The sequence below is a fragment of the Rhizobium sp. B21/90 genome, assembly GCF_019355815.1.
Classification (GTDB): domain Bacteria; phylum Pseudomonadota; class Alphaproteobacteria; order Rhizobiales; family Rhizobiaceae; genus Rhizobium; species Rhizobium rhododendri.
Genome location: NZ_CP072162.1, coordinates 2,401,983 through 2,418,003, shown reverse-complemented (window position 1 = coordinate 2,418,003; position 16,021 = coordinate 2,401,983). Strand labels below are relative to the sequence as shown.

Sequence of the window (16,021 nt, the reverse complement as noted above, 5' to 3'; positions counted from 1 at the left end):
GGACGTCCGTTGCAAATGACGAGACGCCGCCCAACCGGTTTCGGATGGACGGCGCTGTTGCTTTCAGGGTCGATCAGGGAAGGGTCTTGCCCTTGTAGGTCTGTTCGAAGCGCTCGAGATTGGCGTTGCCGTTCTTCACAAGCGTATCGATACCCTCCTGGACGCCGATCTTGTTGGAAAAGATCGCCTGCATCTGGTTGCCGAATTCAGCGCGGATCTGCGTGAAGTTGCCGAGGCGGATGCCGCGGGTGATCGGTGTGGGCGTCGATGCCGTCAGGCTGGCGATAGCGACTTCGCGACCCTTGTAGGGAGCCTTTTCGTAGAAGCCGGTCGACTTCATGTAATCGAAGCCCGACTTGGTGACGGGGATATAGCCGGTGTTGGTCGACCAGAAGAGAGCGGTCTTCGGATCGTGGACGAAGTTGAGGAAGGCGGCAGCGGCCTTGTACTCATCCTTCGACTTGCCCTGCAGAACCCAGAGCGAAGCGCCGCCGACGAGCGAATTCTTGCGCTCGGTACCGGCGTAGACCGGAAGCTCGGCCACATCCCAGGCCATCCCGGCCTTCTGTGTCTTGCCGACCGTACCGTGGTCGCCGACAGAGGTCATGATCATCTGGCAATCGCCGGAAGCGAAGGCCTGGACCATGTCCTGGCCCTGTTCCTTGGCTTTGATCTTCACGAGGCCCTGATCGTACCAGCTCTTGAGGTCGGTCACGTACTTTACGAACTTCGTCTTGTTCACCATCAGACGGGCGTTGAGACCGTCATAACCGTTGTTTTCGGTGGCGATCGGCTGGTTGTGGATAGCAGAGAACTGCTCCATCAGCTGCCAGCTCTCGTTGTTCGAGATGTTGATAGCCATCGGGCATTCATAGCCTGCGGTCTTCAGCGCCTTCATGTCGTCGGCGGCTTCTTCCCAGGTCTTCGGCGCTTCCGTCTTGCCGATTTTGGCAAAGGAGTCCTTGTTCCAGTAGAGGAGGGCAGTCGAGGAGTTGAACGGGAAGGACAGCAACTCGCCCTTGGACGTCGCGTAGTAGTCGGCGATGCCCGGGAAATAGTCTTTCCAGTCGATCTTGTAGCCGTTTTCTTCCATCAGCTTGCCGGCCGGGTAATAGGCACCGGACAGCATCATCGTTGCCGTGCCGGCATCGTAAACCTGGACGATGGCTGGCTGCTTTCCGGCGCGGAAGGCAGCAATGGTGTTCTGCAGCGTGGCGTCGTAGTTGCCCTGGCTGGTGCAGGCGACTTCGTAGTCCTTCTGCGACTCGTTGAAGTTCTTGCACATCTGCTGGACGACGCGTTCTAAGTCGCCCGACAGGCCGAACCAGAAGTCGAACTTGACCGGCGCAGCGGCAGCCGGCAGAGCGAGCGACAGGCTGATCGCCGCAGCGCCAGCAGCCGTCAGGCAGCGCTTCACGCCCGGCAGACCCATATAATGATTGAGTTTGAACATAATCCCTATTTCCTTTTGATCGACAAGGCTGCAGGCCCCACGCAGCCCTTGGCAGCGGCTTTATAGACACGCTGTGTGACAGTTTATTGCGGGCAGATGTTGCGGCGCGAAATGGTTCTGGACAGGCTGTGACGCACCGTCGGAGAGATGATCGAAGGCGACCGGCAAGCACCGAAAATGACAAGACATGATCGGGTGCGCGGCCTCCGCTGCCAGCCACTGACCCTCAGCGCTCTGTCACGCACGTTTTCGTGATCCCTTGAATAAGAAGGAACCCTTTGTAACTCTTTGCCGTTATGGGGTTGTGAATTCCAAATGAGGTCCAAAATGCGCAATTTTATTCTTGCTTCCGCAGTTGCACTGGCTGCAACCCTTTCGGCGGGCGTAGCTGCTCGTGCTGACAACATGTCCATGCGTCACAACATGCACGGCATGCACCAGAAGCATTGCATGATGAAGACGGTAAAGCACCGCGACCGCCACGGTCACATGGTCGTCAAGAAGATGCGCGTTTGCCGCTAAACGGCCGGCCAGTCGTTTTGATGGAAACCCGGTTGACGAAGTCAGCCGGGTTTTTTTACGGGATGGGATGTGGTCCGTGACAGGATGCACGATCCGCATTAGGATAGCCCACTAGCATTTTAGGGAAAACCGACATGATGAATGTCCGCCAGATCGCCACCGCCGCAGTCTTTGGGGCGTCCACTTTATTCATGACCGTCTCGCCTGCGGCTTCCATGCCGCTTTCGCATGTCGCATCGGTGCAGACCGGCACCGCTGAGGTCATTGAGGTCAGGAACCGAAGTCATCATCATGATCACCACCGGCGCGACCACCGCTTCCACGGCCGTGACGATTACTATGACAATAACGACCAGAGCGGCGTCCTCTTCAAATCGTTCGTAACCGGGACATTGTTTCACGCCCGCTAGTCAAAAGCGTAGTGCTATTTGATAAGCCTAAGGGCCTAGATCTTCGATCTTGCCCCGCCTGTTTCCGTACCGACGCCAACCTTTCGGAAAGGGTTGGCTGGGATAATGCCGCTCGCTAGTGAAGGAGCGGACAATGGCACAAAGGCGCAGCACGCGAAAACCAGCCCGCAGGACGGCCAAAAAGAAAAGCGGCGGCGGCGGAAGCATTCTGCCATGGTTGGCCGTTGCGACAGTGCTGGCGATTGTCGGATACGATCACTGGCAGTCCATCAAGCCTGAATTGACGACCCTGGCAAAGGGCACCGTTGCTGCACCCGTGATAGCCGCCCTCCCGTCACCGGCTGCCAGGCCGCAGGCCCCGACTGTTCGTGCCGTGGACAACAGCCCGGTTCCGCCAGCGCCCATTCCCGTCGCCATGCCCGTTCCGACACCGAGCCCGCAGCCGGCCTCCGCCTTGACTGCGACATCCGTCTCGGAAAGCTTCGGTCTTTGCGGCCAGGGCACGCATATCAACTGCGTCTTCGACGGCAGCACGTTCTGGGTCCGCGGCACGAGGATCCGGATCGCCGATATCGACACACCGACGCTCGGCCCCTCGCGTTGCGTCGAGGAAGAGCGGCGCGCCAATATCGCCAAGCTGCGTCTTCTCTCCTTGCTCAACGCCGGCCCGTTTACGCTCCAGCCGGCATCGTCGACAACTGAGCCTGCGGGCACAACGCAGCGTCGCGTCCTGCGCGCCGGCCAGTCCTTCGGGGATACTTTGGTGCGCGAGGGCCTCGCCCACCGTCGGATGGACCGCCCTGTTTCCTTGTGCGCCTGACCTCCATCTGGTGGGCACACATTATCCACAGAGATCGCGCGGGCCCTCTATTCCTGTGCACGTCCTGCCTGTTCAGGTAGCTGTCAGGAAACTCACCTAAGTGCCGCCGCTTTTGTGGGGTCTAGGGCAGTACCGATTCCGGGCGGCTTGCAGAAGTCGTCCCTGTCTTTCCATCTGGAGAAGATTTATTGACCGATCATGCCGGCGGGGGCGGGCGCCATTCATTCCGTCCACGAATAGGCAGCGTCACGCTTTGCCTGTTGACGAGCCTCTACATCGTCCTTTTCACCAACTACACATTCTGGACGCGGGCTCACACCTACCTCTCGAGCGATCCTATCGCCTTCGTGGCTTTCGTCGTCGGCGTCTGCGCGCTGATATCGGCCGTGATGATCATTCCCTCGGCAAAGTACCTGATCAAGCCGGCGCTGGTCTTCTTCGTCCTGATAGCATCGGTATCGTCCTGGTTCACCGACCAGTTCGGAACGATCATTGATCGCGAGATGATCCGCAATGCGGCGGTGACGACCACAGCCGAGGCGGGGCACCTGATCACGGTAGGCTTTGCCACCCACGTGATCCTGACCGGCATCCTGCCGTCGCTTTTCATCATCTGGGTGCGGGTCCTTCATCGCCCGTTTCTCAGCAAGCTCGGCTATAATCTCGCAGTCATTGCCCCATGCCTTGCCATATTCGTGGTAGCCGGCCTTAGCTTTTCGCGCACCTACGCCGCCGTCGGCCGCAAGAACCCGGATCTCGTCCTGACGCTCAACCCCTTCGTGCCGATCGTCAGCGCCGTCAAATATCTAGTCGGCACGGAACGAGACCGTAACATTGTTGCCGCCCCCATCGGCACGGACGCGCACCGGACTGCGCCGGGCCAGAAGCCACGGGTCACGATCATCGTCGCCGGCGAGACGGCGAGGGCGCAGAATTTCTCGCTCGGAGGCTACGGACGCGATACCAATCCGGAATTGAAGAAGCAGGATATCGTCTATTTCCCCAACACGACGAGTTGCGGCACCGCGACGGCGACCTCGATCCCGTGCATGTTTTCCATCTACTCCCGCGCCGAGTACAGCCACCGCAAGGGACTGGAAACCCAGAACCTGCTGGATGTGCTTTCCTATGCCAAGGTCAACGTCACTTGGCTGGACAACGACACCGGCGCTTATGGCGTCGCTGACCGCGTGCCCTACACCTTCCTGCCGAAGGCGGCCGATCCGCGCTTCTGCAAGGACGGCGAATGCCTCGATGCCATCCTCCTCGACAAGCTCGACGACTACCTCGCCAACGCCAAGCAGGACAGCGTTCTGGTTCTCCACCAGCTGGGAAGCCATGGCCCGGCCTACTACCTGCGCTACCCTGAGAATTTCAGGCGCTTCACTCCGGATTGCCGCGCTGCCGAGTTCGGAAGCTGCAAGCCCGAAGAGATCGTCAACGCCTATGACAATTCCATCCTCTATACCGACCACATCGTCTCGGAGGTCATCAACAGGCTGAAGGCGCATCAAGGCAACGTGGCGGGCGCGATGATCTACATCTCCGACCATGGGGAATCACTTGGCGAAAACGGCCTCTATCTCCATGGCGCACCCTATGTCATCGCCCCGGCGGAGCAGACGCGTGTGCCATTTCTTGTCTGGCTGGCCGGCGACCTGCAGGCGTCTGCCGGCTTCGACATGGCCTGCCTTTCGGCCAGGGCAGGGGCGTCCTACTCCCACGACAACTTTTTTCACAGCGTGCTCGGCCTGATGGACATCGGCACCAAGGTCTATGACCCCGCCCTCGACATCTTCGCTAGCTGCCGGAAAAAGGTGGCTGGGGCTTCAAGTCCGGGATAGCGGCGGCGCAGCCACAAAGGGCCAGCGCGGGCGCGTCGCAGCCTTCGCCTTTTTGCTTGAAAACAGAGGGATTCGCGGTTAAGCAAAAGCCCAATGCTCCAGCCGCCGGCAGTGTTTGCGATTTCGTCTGCGGAACATGGACAGCAACGGCGGGAAATCCGCTCTTTCGGAGGCGAGCAGCGATGTCTGCAAAGATCTATCGTCCGGCGAAGACCGCCATGCAATCCGGCAAGGCCAAGACCCACAGCTGGGTCCTGGAGTTTGACCAGGAGAGCCCGCGAAAGATCGATCCGATCATGGGCTACACCTCGTCTGACGACATGCGCCAGCAACTGAAGCTTTCATTTGAAAGCCAGGAGCAGGCCGAGGCCTACGCAACCCGCAACGGCATCGAGTATCGGGTAATCCCGCCGAAGGAAACCGTCCGCCAGACCGTTTCCTACACCGACAACTTTCGCTTCAATCGCAACCAGCCCTGGACACACTGATCCATCAGGCTCCGTTCGCCACGCTGCCAACTCAATGCAGCAAAAACATCCGGCCCCTTAGCTCAGCTGGATAGAGCACCTGCCTTCTAAGCAGGTGGTCGCTGGTTCGAATCCAGCAGGGGTCACCACTTTTTTCAGAATATCAGAATCCTAATGCCGCGTGACAGCCGCCGTAATCGGAGCCGCCTCTGGCAACGTCAGGCTGGCGACGGCGAGTTGCAGCAGTTGGCTGACGGGGTGGTTGTTGGCGCTTTCAGCGGCGTTCCGGGCGGTCTGGCACAGCCGCAAAAGTGCGGTGGACGGACAGTCGGGTGTTGCATTGCTCACTGGGAATATCATGCCGGCGTATTGGGATGGGGTGCCCGCGGGATCGCGGAAGCATTGGCCGTATGCAATCACCCGCGTCGTTTTCCCGTCGCCGTCGATGACCCGGTAGGTTTGCTGATAGGGGCTGCCGCTGATGATTGCCTCGTGGATCGCTCTCGCGACGGCACCTCGATCCTCCACGTGCACCTTTTCGATGAACCGCTCTATCGGCAGGCCACGTCTGACGCGATCGGCTGGCAGGTCGAATAGTTGAGCGACGCTGGCGCTGGCCATGACTGTATTCGTCGCGAGGTTCCAGGAGTAAGTTCCCGCTTCGCGGGTAGTCGGTCCCCTGGATGGTTCGAAATACAGTCTGCTCATCATGCCCCCGATACTGCAGCTCCAAGAATCAATATCCTGGGTACAATTTATGGGCGAAGTTTCGCGATATACAAGACGTTCGAATATTCTAATTTAAATAATGTCAAATTTAGCATTTTGTAGGAGGGCATTCGAACGTCGTGGGCAGCGGTGGTCCGCCTTCGAACACTGGAATGCTAGGGCGCCAATCCTCAGATAACGATGACGCCTTTGTGCTTGGCCTTGTCTTCCGGCTCGACGTGGATGGTCGTGATGGCGCCCGACACGGCTTGCTTCAGGGCGGCCTCGATCCTGTCGCAAATCGTATGGGCGTCGCCGACGGTCATTGCGGTCGGGACGACAAGGTGGAAGTCGATGAATGTGACGCGGCCGGCATGCCGTGTCCGCAGAGCGTGCGCCTCGAGAGCATCGCTGGCATTGGCGGAAATCACCCCGCGGATCAGCGCAAGTTCTTCGGGCGGGGCGGCTTCGTCAAGCAGGCCGCTGGCGCTTTCGCGGATGACGCCCCATCCGCTCCACAGCACGTGCAGCGCCACCAGCGCGGCAATGATCGCATCGAGCTGGATGATGCCGGTGAAGATTACCAGCGCCACGCCGATGAGCACGCCGAGCGAGGTGACGACATCGGCCATCAGATGCTTGCCATCGGCGACCAGGGAGGCCGACCGGTGGAGCTTTCCCTGGTTTATGAGGACGGTGCTCCAGCCGATGTTGAGGATCGTGGCGGCGGTGCTGACGATCATGCCGGTCCAGGGTGCATCTATCGGCTTCGGGGCGATGAAGCCATGATAGGCTTCGTTGAGAATGGCAATGGCGGCGCCGACAATCATTGTGCCGACTACTACGGCAGAGAGATATTCAGCCTTGTGGTGACCGTAGGGATGCTGCTCGTCCGGCGGCACCGCGGCTGCCTTGATAGCGAAGATGACGGCCATCGCGGTGACGACGTTGATGATGCTCTCCAGCGCGTCGGAGAACAGCGCGACGCTGCCAGTGATCCAGAACGCAGCATATTTAATGGCCAGCACGACGATGCTGACAACGAAACTGCCGAGTGCGATTTTCAGTGACCGGTCCATCAATTCCTACTCCGCCGGCAGCGCAATCCGGTCGTTGAGGTGACCGGTGCCCTGACAAAAGACGGAAAGCTCTATGAAAAACAACGGAAGATGCACTGCGCGCTGATGCGCGAGCGTCATACTGTGTTCCTGAAAAGCAATCCCCTAAGCCGAGAGATAAGAAAAGCGCCATCGGCTGTCAAGCCGCTAAAATGGCTTTTATCTAGTAATAAGAATGACTTGCAGGTAGATTGTGCGAATGGGAATGAGTTGCATTAAGCATACGGCAACTCATGCCCCCTCTGGGGTGCGTGGCGTCATACTCTATCGAGGCTTTGTCGGGACGGGCGCTGCTTCCAGCGCCCTCCACATTCAGAACGAGATCATGTCGATCGTCGTCAATGTCGTCTTGGCGGCGACGCCCGGGGCGTGTGTCATGTGCCACGCGACATATTGCTCGGCGTAGAGTTCGGTCGACGACATAGCGTCGACAGGCAGGATGATGTTCATGCCGTGAAATGCAGCGTCGCTCGCGGTCGCAAGCACGGCTCCCTCGGATGCCGTACCGGTGACGATGACGCTCTTTATCCCCTTGGCTGCCAGGATCTTATCGAGGTCGGTATTGACGAACTTGTCCGGGCCGGATTTGACGATTGCCTCGCCATCCCGAGGCGCGAGAACGGTGGCAATGTCGGCTTTGGTGCCGGCGCCTGCGAGACTGTAGACCACAAGCATCCCCTTGGCGCGCGCCTCGGACAACAGCTTGGCAACTTTTGGAAGCGACTCCAGGCACCGGGGCTTGGTCTTGCTGTTGCATGGCCCCTTGGTCGGATCCTGCGCGCCATTGAAATCGAGAAGCAGCAACGCTGTCGTTGGCAGATCGACCTTGACCGGCTTGAGTTCGGGTGGAGCCGGTACCTTCACCTCTTTCCAGGTATCGATGATGGTCTGCGCCGACGCTGCACCGGATAGGGCGACGTTACAGGCCAGCGCCGCAGCGATCATGGCAAGGGTTGCGGTTTTACGTAATGTCTTCGATTTCGTCATTTACTTCTCCCGGAGCGGTTATCGCCGCTACTTTGACCAAGGATGAGGGGAATGTAACGAAAACTATACGTGAACGGGCTATCTGTGGACTTTATCGAGTGGCATAAGAGACCAGCTTGCTGCAAAGTTGAACGGTAATGTTAGGCTCGGGCGTTCGAAAGAATCGCCGGCAGTAAAACATCAGTTGTCTTCGGCACATTTGATCGCCATATGCGTTGCCTCACCATCAACTTCGATGAATAGGGCTCTGAAGGGCCGGAGATACGATGACAGCCGTGCCGCGCGATACTTCCGCACCTGCCAAGGGCCTGCCGAGCATCCTGTTTCCGATGATCGGTTCCATCGGTGTCGTCTATGGTGATATCGGCACCAGCCCGCTCTACGCCTTCCGTGAGGCACTGCGCCCCTTTGTCGACGACGGCGTGACACGCGGCGAGATCCTCGGCCTCGTGTCGCTGATGCTCTGGACGCTGACCGTCATCGTGACGTTCAAATATGTTCTTTTCTTGCTGCGCGCCGACAATGACGGCGAGGGCGGCACGCTCTCCCTGCTTGCTCTGCTCGCGAAGAAATCGAGCCGCTACAAGAATGGCCTGCTGTTTGCAGCGCTAATCGGCACCGCCCTGTTCATCGGCGACGCGATGATTACGCCAGCTCTGTCGGTGCTGTCTGCCGTCGAGGGGCTGAAGCTTGTGACGCCGGTTTTCTCGACCTATGTGGTACCGATCGCCGTCGTCATCATGATCTTGCTGTTTGCCATCCAGTCGCGCGGCACGGCCACAGTCTCGCGCTTTTTCGGTCCCATCACTCTTCTCTGGTTCCTGGTGATAGCCCTCGGTGGCCTGTCGCATATCATCGAGTCCCCCTCCATTCTGACCGCGCTCAACCCGATCCATGCCGTCCGCTTCATCGCCCATGCCGGGACGGTGGGGCTTGTCGTGCTCGGCGCCGTGTTCCTTACGGTGACGGGTGCTGAAGCGCTCTACGCCGATCTCGGACATTTCGGCCGCAAGCCGATCCAGGCTGCCTGGTTTTTCGTGGTCTTTCCGTCGCTGGCATTGAATTATCTCGGGCAGGGCGCATTGGTTCTGCATGACCGCGCTGCGGCCGCCAATCCGTTCTTCCTGATGTTTCCGGACTGGGCGCTGCTGCCGGTCGTCATCCTCGCCACCTGCGCAACAATCATTGCCAGCCAGGCTGTCATCACCGGCGCTTTCTCGCTAGCCCGCCAGGCAATCCACCTGGGCCTGCTTCCGCGCCTTGAAATCTGCTTTACATCGGAAACCAACACCGGGCAGATCTACCTGCCGACCGTCAACGCCATCCTGCTGATCGGCGTGCTCGGGTTGATCTTCCTGTTCAGGAGTTCGGATTCTCTCGCCACCGCCTACGGCATCTCGGTGACCGGCGCCATGGTGGTGACGACCATCCTCTCCATCCAGTTCGTGCGTCTTTTTTGGAAATGGTCGCTGGCAACGGCACTTGCCGTCCTGCTGCCGCTGCTGGCGCTCGAATGCATCTTCCTCGCCGCAAACCTGCTGAAGATCACCGAAGGCGGCTACATTCCCGTGCTGATCGCCGGTGCACTCATCGTGATGATGTGGACCTGGCGAAAGGGCACCGGCCTGTTGAAGCTGAAGGCCGCCCGCAACGACGTGCCGCTGATGCAATTCATCGGGTCTATCGAGCGCAAGAGCAACCACGCGCCCGTCTCCGTGCCCGGCACCGCCGTGTTTCTCACCAGCTTTCCGGATCTGACACCGAACGTGCTGCTCCATAACCTGAAGCACAACCACGCACTTCACAACCAGAACATCATCCTGACGATCAAGACCATCCCTCGACCGATGGTCCCGGAAGGCGAGCGCTACATCATTGAATCGCTGTCGAAGCGGTTCATGAAGATGGAATTGCGCTTCGGTTTCATGGAGACGCAGGATGTGTCGAAGGCCCTTAGCCTCTGTCGCAAGGATGGCTTCAAGTTCGACATCATGACGACCTCTTTCTACATTGGTCGCCGCAAGCTGGTGGGCAGCCCGACCTCCGGCATGCCGCTGTGGCAGGACCGGTTGTTCATTCGCATGGCGGGCCTCGCTATCGATCCTTCCGATCACTTTCACCTGCCCAATAACCGCGTGGTCGAGATCGGCGAGCAGGTCATCATCTAGGACCTGCCCGTCAGATAATGTGGCATATCGAGGAAGCAGAAATTGCTGCTTCTTTCGCTCCCGAAACGGTGACATGGTTGTATTGACACAATGCAACTTCGCTCGACCCCGGGAGGATCTTCTGCCCATGCCGTTTGCCAAAATGTTTTACCGTCTTTGGAAAATGGCAGTGGTGGTCGCCATGCTGTTGCTGGCGGGTACGCTGGCGCATGCCCAGCAGGCCGCCCCGTGGCTGCTGGCCAGCAGAAGATCGACCAGCTGATCAAGTTACTCGACGATCCCGAGGTTCGCGCTCTGCTCGCGCAGAGACCCTCCGCCACTGCGACTGCGATGATGCCCAACATGTCTGCCTCCGCACTGACGACGCTGCTCAACGGCGTCCAGGGCCACCTTCTCGCGGTCAGGGAGGCAATTCCGCTGGTTCCCGGCGAATTCTCCCGGGCCGGGACGACGATCATGGCGGGGATCGACAACCGGAGCGCAACGCACGTCTTTTTGCTGTTCCTGCTGCTGGTGGCGCTTGGACTTGCTGCCGAGTTCGGTTTCAGTCTTCTGGTCGGCCACCTCCACGCCGGACGTTCCGCCATCCCCGGAAATGCGACACCTGTACGGAGCATCCACACGCTCGGCCGCCACCTGTTTGGCGAACTGGCGCCTCTGGTGATCTTCGCCATCGCCAGCGTGGGCATGTTCCTGATGGTGACCTGGCCGCCACTGCTGCTGGACCTGATCGTGCCGACCCTGCTGGGATTGATCGCCGCCCGTCTGGTGATACGTCTCTGCCGAGTAGTGTTGGTGCCCTCAGCCGCGAAGTCCGAGACGCCACAGGCCCGCCTTATCCCGATGGACGACGCAGCGGCGCGGTTCTGGTTCTCGCGCGTCGTCGTGTTCACACTGACATTCTTCGTGGGGTGGGCGGCGGAAGGCATCATGGGCGCGCTCGGCTTTCTTCCACCGGTGCGGGCTGCCGTCGGATATGCTATTGGCGTCGGGCTGCTGGCCATTGCCATCGAGATCGTCTGGCGCCGGCCGCGACCGATCGATCGTCCGCGCCACCAAGGGATATTCCACTGGCTGGCGACATTCTGGCTTTGCGTCATCTGGGCGCTATGGGTGGCAGGGCTGGATGTGATGATGCTGCTCTGTACCTACGTTATCGTGATCCCTGCAGCGCTGCGGATATCGTCCGGGGTCGTTCGAAGCGCCTTTGCGGCGCAAGGAGGACCGGGAGGGGCGGATAGCCCCGTCTATCAGGTCTTGGTCGAGCGCGGCCTGCGGGCCACGATCATCGCAGTAGCCATTCTGTGGCTCACCATGATCGTCAGCCTGCAAACAAGCGCGATGGTGGAAAATGCGCAAGTCGCGGGCATCATTCGCGGCGCCCTGACGGGCATCGTCATCCTTTTGGCGGCCGATATCGTCTGGCAGATCGCCAAGGCGCTGATCAACCACCGTCTCGCCCTTGCGCGTGCCCACGAAGGCAATGACGCCGAAGTTGCCCGCAGTGGCCGGCTGCTAACGCTACTTCCCATCTTTCGAAACTTCCTCGCGATGCTCATCATCGCCATTTCCGCCATGATGGTTCTCTCGGCACTCGGCATCGAGGTCGGGCCGCTCATCGCTGGCGCCGGTATCTTCGGGGTTGCAATCGGCTTTGGATCGCAGACACTGGTGAAGGATATCATCAGCGGCATTTTCTACATGACGGACGACGCATTCCGGGTCGGAGAATACATCCAGAGCGGCACCTTCAAGGGTACAGTCGAATCATTCAGCCTGCGGTCGGTCAGGCTACGCCATCACCGCGGCCCGATCTTCACGGTGCCGTTCGGTGTGCTCGGGGCGGTCGAAAACATGTCGCGCGACTGGGTCATCGACAAATTCCTTATCTCGGTCAGCTACGAGACCGATGTCGTCTTGGTGAAAAAGCTGGTGAAAGGTATAGGCGCGGAACTGCTGGAAGATCCGGAACTGGGGCCGAAGATCATCGAAACCCTCAAGATGAAGGGTGTCGAGCAGTTCGGGGACTACGGTATTAACCTGAGCTTCGCGGTCATGGCAAAGCCCGGCGAGCAGTCGATGATCCGGCGTCGTGCATTGGCGCTGATCCGCGAGGCCTTTACTGCCAACGGCATCGAATTTGCCTCGCCGACAGTCCGTGTCGGCAATGACGAGCGAGCAGCTGAGGCGGTTGCCGCACTGACCTCGAACAACAATGCTCTCGCCCAGAAGAAGCTTGCGGGCGAGGCGGCGCAGTAGGCGGACGTGCGTCAAAACAGCATCCACCCGATATGAAAAAGGCCCGGCGTCGCACAGAACGACACCGGGCCTTTTAATTGGGACGTGTGGACGATCAGTGCAGGATCTGGCTGAGGAACAGCTTGGTGCGCTCATGCTGCGGATTGTCGAAGAATTCGGCGGGCGAGTTCTGCTCGACGATCTGTCCCTGGTCCATGAAGATGACCCGGTTCGCAACCTGGCGGGCAAAGCCCATTTCGTGGGTGACGCAAAGCATCGTCATGCCTTCTTCGGCAAGACCGACCATGGTGTCAAGCACCTCCTTGATCATTTCCGGATCGAGTGCCGACGTCGGTTCGTCGAACAGCATGATTTTCGGGTTCATGCAGAGCGAACGGGCGATGGCGACGCGTTGCTGCTGTCCACCCGAGAGCTGGCCCGGATACTTGTTGGCCTGGTCAGGGATCTTGACGCGGGTGAGGAAGTGCATCGCAACTTCCTCGGCCTGCTTCTTCGGCATCTTGCGCACCCAGATCGGCGCCAGCGTGCAGTTCTCGAGGATCGTCAGGTGCGGGAACAGGTTGAAGTGCTGGAACACCATGCCGACTTCGCGGCGCACTTCATCGATCTTCTTCAGGTCGTTGGTAAGCTCGACGCCATCGACCAGGATATTGCCCTTCTGGTGCTCTTCCAGCCGGTTGATGCAACGGATCATCGTCGACTTGCCGGAGCCAGACGGGCCGGCGATGACGATGCGTTCGCCTCGCATGACCTTCAGGTTGATATCGCGCAGCACGTGGAAATCGCCGTACCACTTGTTCATGTTGATGATTTCGACCGCGACGTCGGTCGTCGAGACTTCCAGTTTTTTCAATTGAGCTTCAGCCATGATCTATTCCCTCGATCTTATTTCCTGTGGCCAGTGTCTAGGTGGCGTTCCATGAAGTACGAATATCGCGACATGCCGAAGCAGAACAGCCAGAAAACGAAGCCGGCAAATATCAGCCCCGTCAGCGGTGTCACCGGTGTCAGCCATCGGGAGTCGCCGAAGCTGGCTTTGACGATGCCCAGAAGGTCGTACATGTTGATGATCGACACCAGCGAGGTGTCCTTGAACATCCCGATGAATGTGTTGACGATGCCCGGAACGACCAGCTTGATCGCCTGCGGCATGATGATGAAGGTCATCTTCTGGAAGTAGTTCAGGCCTAACGAGTCCGCACCTTCATACTGTCCTCTGGGGATAGCCTGCAGGCCCCCACGAATGACTTCCGCCATGTACGCCGAAGCAAAGATCGACACGCCGACGAGCGCCCGCAGGAATTTGTCGATATTCGTACCGGGAGTCAGGAACAGAGGCAGCAGCACGCTGGCCATGAACAGCACGGTAATCAGCGGTACGCCACGCACCAGTTCGATGAAGCCGATGCAGGCACCCCGAAGGATCGGCATGTCCGATCGCCGCCCGAGGGCAAGCACGATCCCGAAAGGCAGCGATACGACGATGCCGACGAAGGACAGGATCAGCGTCACCATCAGGCCGCCCCAGAGGGACGTCTCGACATGGGTCAGGCCGAACGAACCGCCGAGAAGCAGGATATACGCGAGGATCGGCAAGCCCACCAGCAGAAGAGCCGCATTCCAGCCCTTGCGCGGTGCAGACGGTATCAGGAATGGGACCAGCAGTGCCACGAACAGCACGGCGATCAGGATCGGCCGCCAAATCTGGTCACGGGGATAGGAGCCGACCATGAAGGCCGTGAACCAGTCGCCGACATAGGCCCAGCAGGCGCCGCTCCAGCCATCCGGCTGGATGCCGCCCTGGCTGACGGTGGCGCAAAATGTCCTGTCTTTACCGACCCACACGGCGTTGATGAACAGGAATTCCACGACCGAAAGCAGGAACCAGACGGCAATGACTGCGACCACGACGCTGAGGATGGCGTCCTTGGGCGTAGCGAAGAGATTGTGCTTGGCCCAGCCACGAACGGTCTTGTCACTCAGCGGTGCCGCTTCCGGGGCAATGAGTTTCTCTCGAAGAAAAGCGATCTGAACGGCCATCTTAGCGCTCCACCAATGCCATACGGGCGTTGAACCAGTTCATGAACAGCGACGTGATCAGGCTCAGCGAAACATAGATCGCCATCCAGATGCCGATGATCTCGATCGAGTGGCCGGACTGGTTGAGGATCGTCCCTCCCACGGCCACCAAGTCCGCATACCCGATGGCGACGGCCAGCGACGAGTTCTTCGTCAGGTTCAGGTATTGCGATGTCAGCGGTGGAATGATGATCCGCAATGCCTGTGGCAGGACGACAAGCCGCGTCGTCAGGCCGGGGCGGATCCCCAGCGCATGTGCTGCTTCCGATTGCCCCTTTGAAACGCCGCGGATGCCGGAGCGTACGATTTCGGCGATGAATGCGGCGGTGTAGAACGACAGGGCCATGTAGAGCGACAGGAATTCGGGTCCGACCACCGTGCCGCCGTTCATGTTGAACTTGCCGAGCACTGGGATATCGAACGTCACGGGGAAACCTGCGATGGCGAAGGCCAGTAGCGGAAGGCCGATGATCAAGGCGAGATTGACGAGAAGAACCGGCGGACGCTTCCCAGTTGCCAGCTGACGCTTGTTGGCCCAGCGGGTGTAGATGATGGCGCCGATAATGCCCACGGCACAGGCGACCGGGACAGTCCATATGCCGGCGCCGAAGATCGGCGCGGGCATGTATACGCCGCGATTGCTGACATAGACGGACAACGGCAGAGACATGGCCTTCTTGACATCCGGCAGCAGAGACAGCACGCCCTTGTACCAGAAGAAGATGACCAGAAGCGGCGGAATGTTGCGGAAGATCTCGACGTAGACCGTCGATAGTTTGGCGATCAGCCAGTTGTGCGACAGGCGACCCATGCCGACCAGCAATCCGATGATCGTTGCGGTCACGATCCCGCAGGCGGCCACGATGAGCGTGTTGATCAGGCCGAGGGTGAGGGCACGCAGATAGGTCGAGTCACTCGAATACTGGATCGGCGTCTGCGCGATATCGAAGCCGGCACGGCCGTTCAGGAAGGTGAGGCTCGCCCTCATGTTAGCTTTTTCAAGGTTCTGCGCGGCATTCGAGCTCGCGTACCAGACCAGCCAGACAATGAAGATTACGGTCAGCGCCTGGTAGATAAATTGGCGCAGTTTCGGGTTGTAAAGCAAAGAGTGCCACGAACGACGGCTGCCGTTCCCCTCTGCGGCTGCAACGGCCATGCATTATCCCCTTATATCCACTCGCCCTTT

The 16,021-nt window shown here is 59.3% G+C and carries 15 protein-coding genes and 1 tRNA gene; 9 read left to right on the top strand and 7 right to left on the bottom strand.

Translation table 11 applies throughout. The features are described from left to right. Positions 1 to 73: 73 nt before the first annotated feature. Complete coding sequence (locus J5278_RS11480) at positions 74 to 1,432, bottom strand: extracellular solute-binding protein (protein ID WP_209184108.1); 1,359 nt, start codon at positions 1,430 to 1,432, stop codon at positions 74 to 76. Between the two features lie 348 nt (positions 1,433 to 1,780). Between J5278_RS11480 and J5278_RS11475 the strand changes: the two genes are divergently transcribed. From J5278_RS11475 to J5278_RS11450, 6 genes are all read left to right on the top strand, one after another. After that, positions 1,781 to 1,975, top strand: a complete 195-nt coding sequence (locus J5278_RS11475) for a hypothetical protein (protein WP_209183640.1) — start codon at positions 1,781 to 1,783, stop codon at positions 1,973 to 1,975. A 134-nt stretch (positions 1,976 to 2,109) separates the two neighbouring features. Further along, entirely contained in the window at positions 2,110 to 2,385 is a 276-nt protein-coding gene (locus J5278_RS11470) for a hypothetical protein (protein ID WP_209187449.1), read from the top strand. Positions 2,386 to 2,518: 133 nt separating this feature from the next. After that, on the top strand, positions 2,519 to 3,205 hold the full coding sequence (locus J5278_RS11465) for a thermonuclease family protein (RefSeq protein WP_209183642.1): 687 nt from the start codon (positions 2,519 to 2,521) through the stop codon (positions 3,203 to 3,205). Between the two features lie 188 nt (positions 3,206 to 3,393). Next, positions 3,394 to 5,049 carry a phosphoethanolamine transferase gene (locus tag J5278_RS11460; RefSeq protein WP_209183643.1) on the top strand — a complete coding sequence of 552 codons (1,656 nt, stop codon included), beginning with the start codon at positions 3,394 to 3,396 and terminating at the stop codon, positions 5,047 to 5,049. 182 nt (positions 5,050 to 5,231) lie between these two features. Beyond that, positions 5,232 to 5,537 (top strand): ETC complex I subunit, encoded by a 306-nt coding sequence (locus J5278_RS11455; RefSeq protein WP_111215474.1) that lies wholly within the window; start codon positions 5,232 to 5,234, stop codon positions 5,535 to 5,537. A 51-nt stretch (positions 5,538 to 5,588) separates the two neighbouring features. Then, positions 5,589 to 5,665: transfer RNA gene (locus J5278_RS11450), tRNA-Arg, on the top strand. Positions 5,666 to 5,687: 22 nt separating this feature from the next. Here the strand turns inward: J5278_RS11450 and J5278_RS11445 are convergent. From J5278_RS11445 to J5278_RS11435, 3 genes are all read right to left on the bottom strand, one after another. Next, a complete protein-coding gene (locus J5278_RS11445) occupies positions 5,688 to 6,137 on the bottom strand; it encodes a PAS domain-containing protein (RefSeq protein ID WP_209183644.1) in 450 nt (149 codons plus the stop codon). A gap of 278 nt (positions 6,138 to 6,415) precedes the next feature. After that, positions 6,416 to 7,303 carry a cation diffusion facilitator family transporter gene (locus J5278_RS11440; protein WP_209184109.1) on the bottom strand — a complete coding sequence of 296 codons (888 nt, stop codon included), beginning with the start codon at positions 7,301 to 7,303 and terminating at the stop codon, positions 6,416 to 6,418. A 351-nt stretch (positions 7,304 to 7,654) separates the two neighbouring features. Next, on the bottom strand, positions 7,655 to 8,329 hold the full coding sequence (locus tag J5278_RS11435; protein ID WP_209183645.1) for a cysteine hydrolase family protein: 675 nt from the start codon (positions 8,327 to 8,329) through the stop codon (positions 7,655 to 7,657). 266 nt (positions 8,330 to 8,595) lie between these two features. Between J5278_RS11435 and J5278_RS11430 the strand changes: the two genes are divergently transcribed. The 3 genes from J5278_RS11430 to J5278_RS11425 all read left to right on the top strand — a co-directional run bounded on the left by J5278_RS11430 (position 8,596) and on the right by J5278_RS11425 (position 12,756). Further along, positions 8,596 to 10,497, top strand: coding sequence for a potassium transporter Kup (locus tag J5278_RS11430; RefSeq protein WP_209183646.1), 1,902 nt, complete (start codon positions 8,596 to 8,598; stop codon positions 10,495 to 10,497). A 127-nt stretch (positions 10,498 to 10,624) separates the two neighbouring features. Further along, on the top strand, positions 10,625 to 10,759 hold the full coding sequence (locus J5278_RS30930) for a hypothetical protein (protein WP_257623362.1): 135 nt from the start codon (positions 10,625 to 10,627) through the stop codon (positions 10,757 to 10,759). Continuing rightward, positions 10,726 to 12,756 (top strand): mechanosensitive ion channel family protein, encoded by a 2,031-nt coding sequence (locus J5278_RS11425; protein ID WP_209229225.1) that lies wholly within the window; start codon positions 10,726 to 10,728, stop codon positions 12,754 to 12,756. The genes J5278_RS30930 and J5278_RS11425 overlap by 34 nt, the downstream gene beginning before the upstream one ends. Positions 12,757 to 12,850: 94 nt before the next feature. Here J5278_RS11425 and J5278_RS11420 read toward each other — a convergent pair whose 3' ends face one another. From J5278_RS11420 to J5278_RS11410, 3 genes are read right to left on the bottom strand one after another with little or no spacing between them, the layout of a single operon-like run. Further along, entirely contained in the window at positions 12,851 to 13,624 is a 774-nt protein-coding gene (locus tag J5278_RS11420; protein WP_142822501.1) for an amino acid ABC transporter ATP-binding protein, read from the bottom strand. Positions 13,625 to 13,641: 17 nt separating this feature from the next. Beyond that, complete coding sequence (locus J5278_RS11415) at positions 13,642 to 14,796, bottom strand: amino acid ABC transporter permease (protein WP_142822503.1); 1,155 nt, start codon at positions 14,794 to 14,796, stop codon at positions 13,642 to 13,644. 1 nt (position 14,797) lies between these two features. Further along, on the bottom strand, positions 14,798 to 15,991 hold the full coding sequence (locus J5278_RS11410; RefSeq protein ID WP_209183648.1) for an amino acid ABC transporter permease: 1,194 nt from the start codon (positions 15,989 to 15,991) through the stop codon (positions 14,798 to 14,800). Between the last annotated feature and the right edge of the window lie 30 nt (positions 15,992 to 16,021).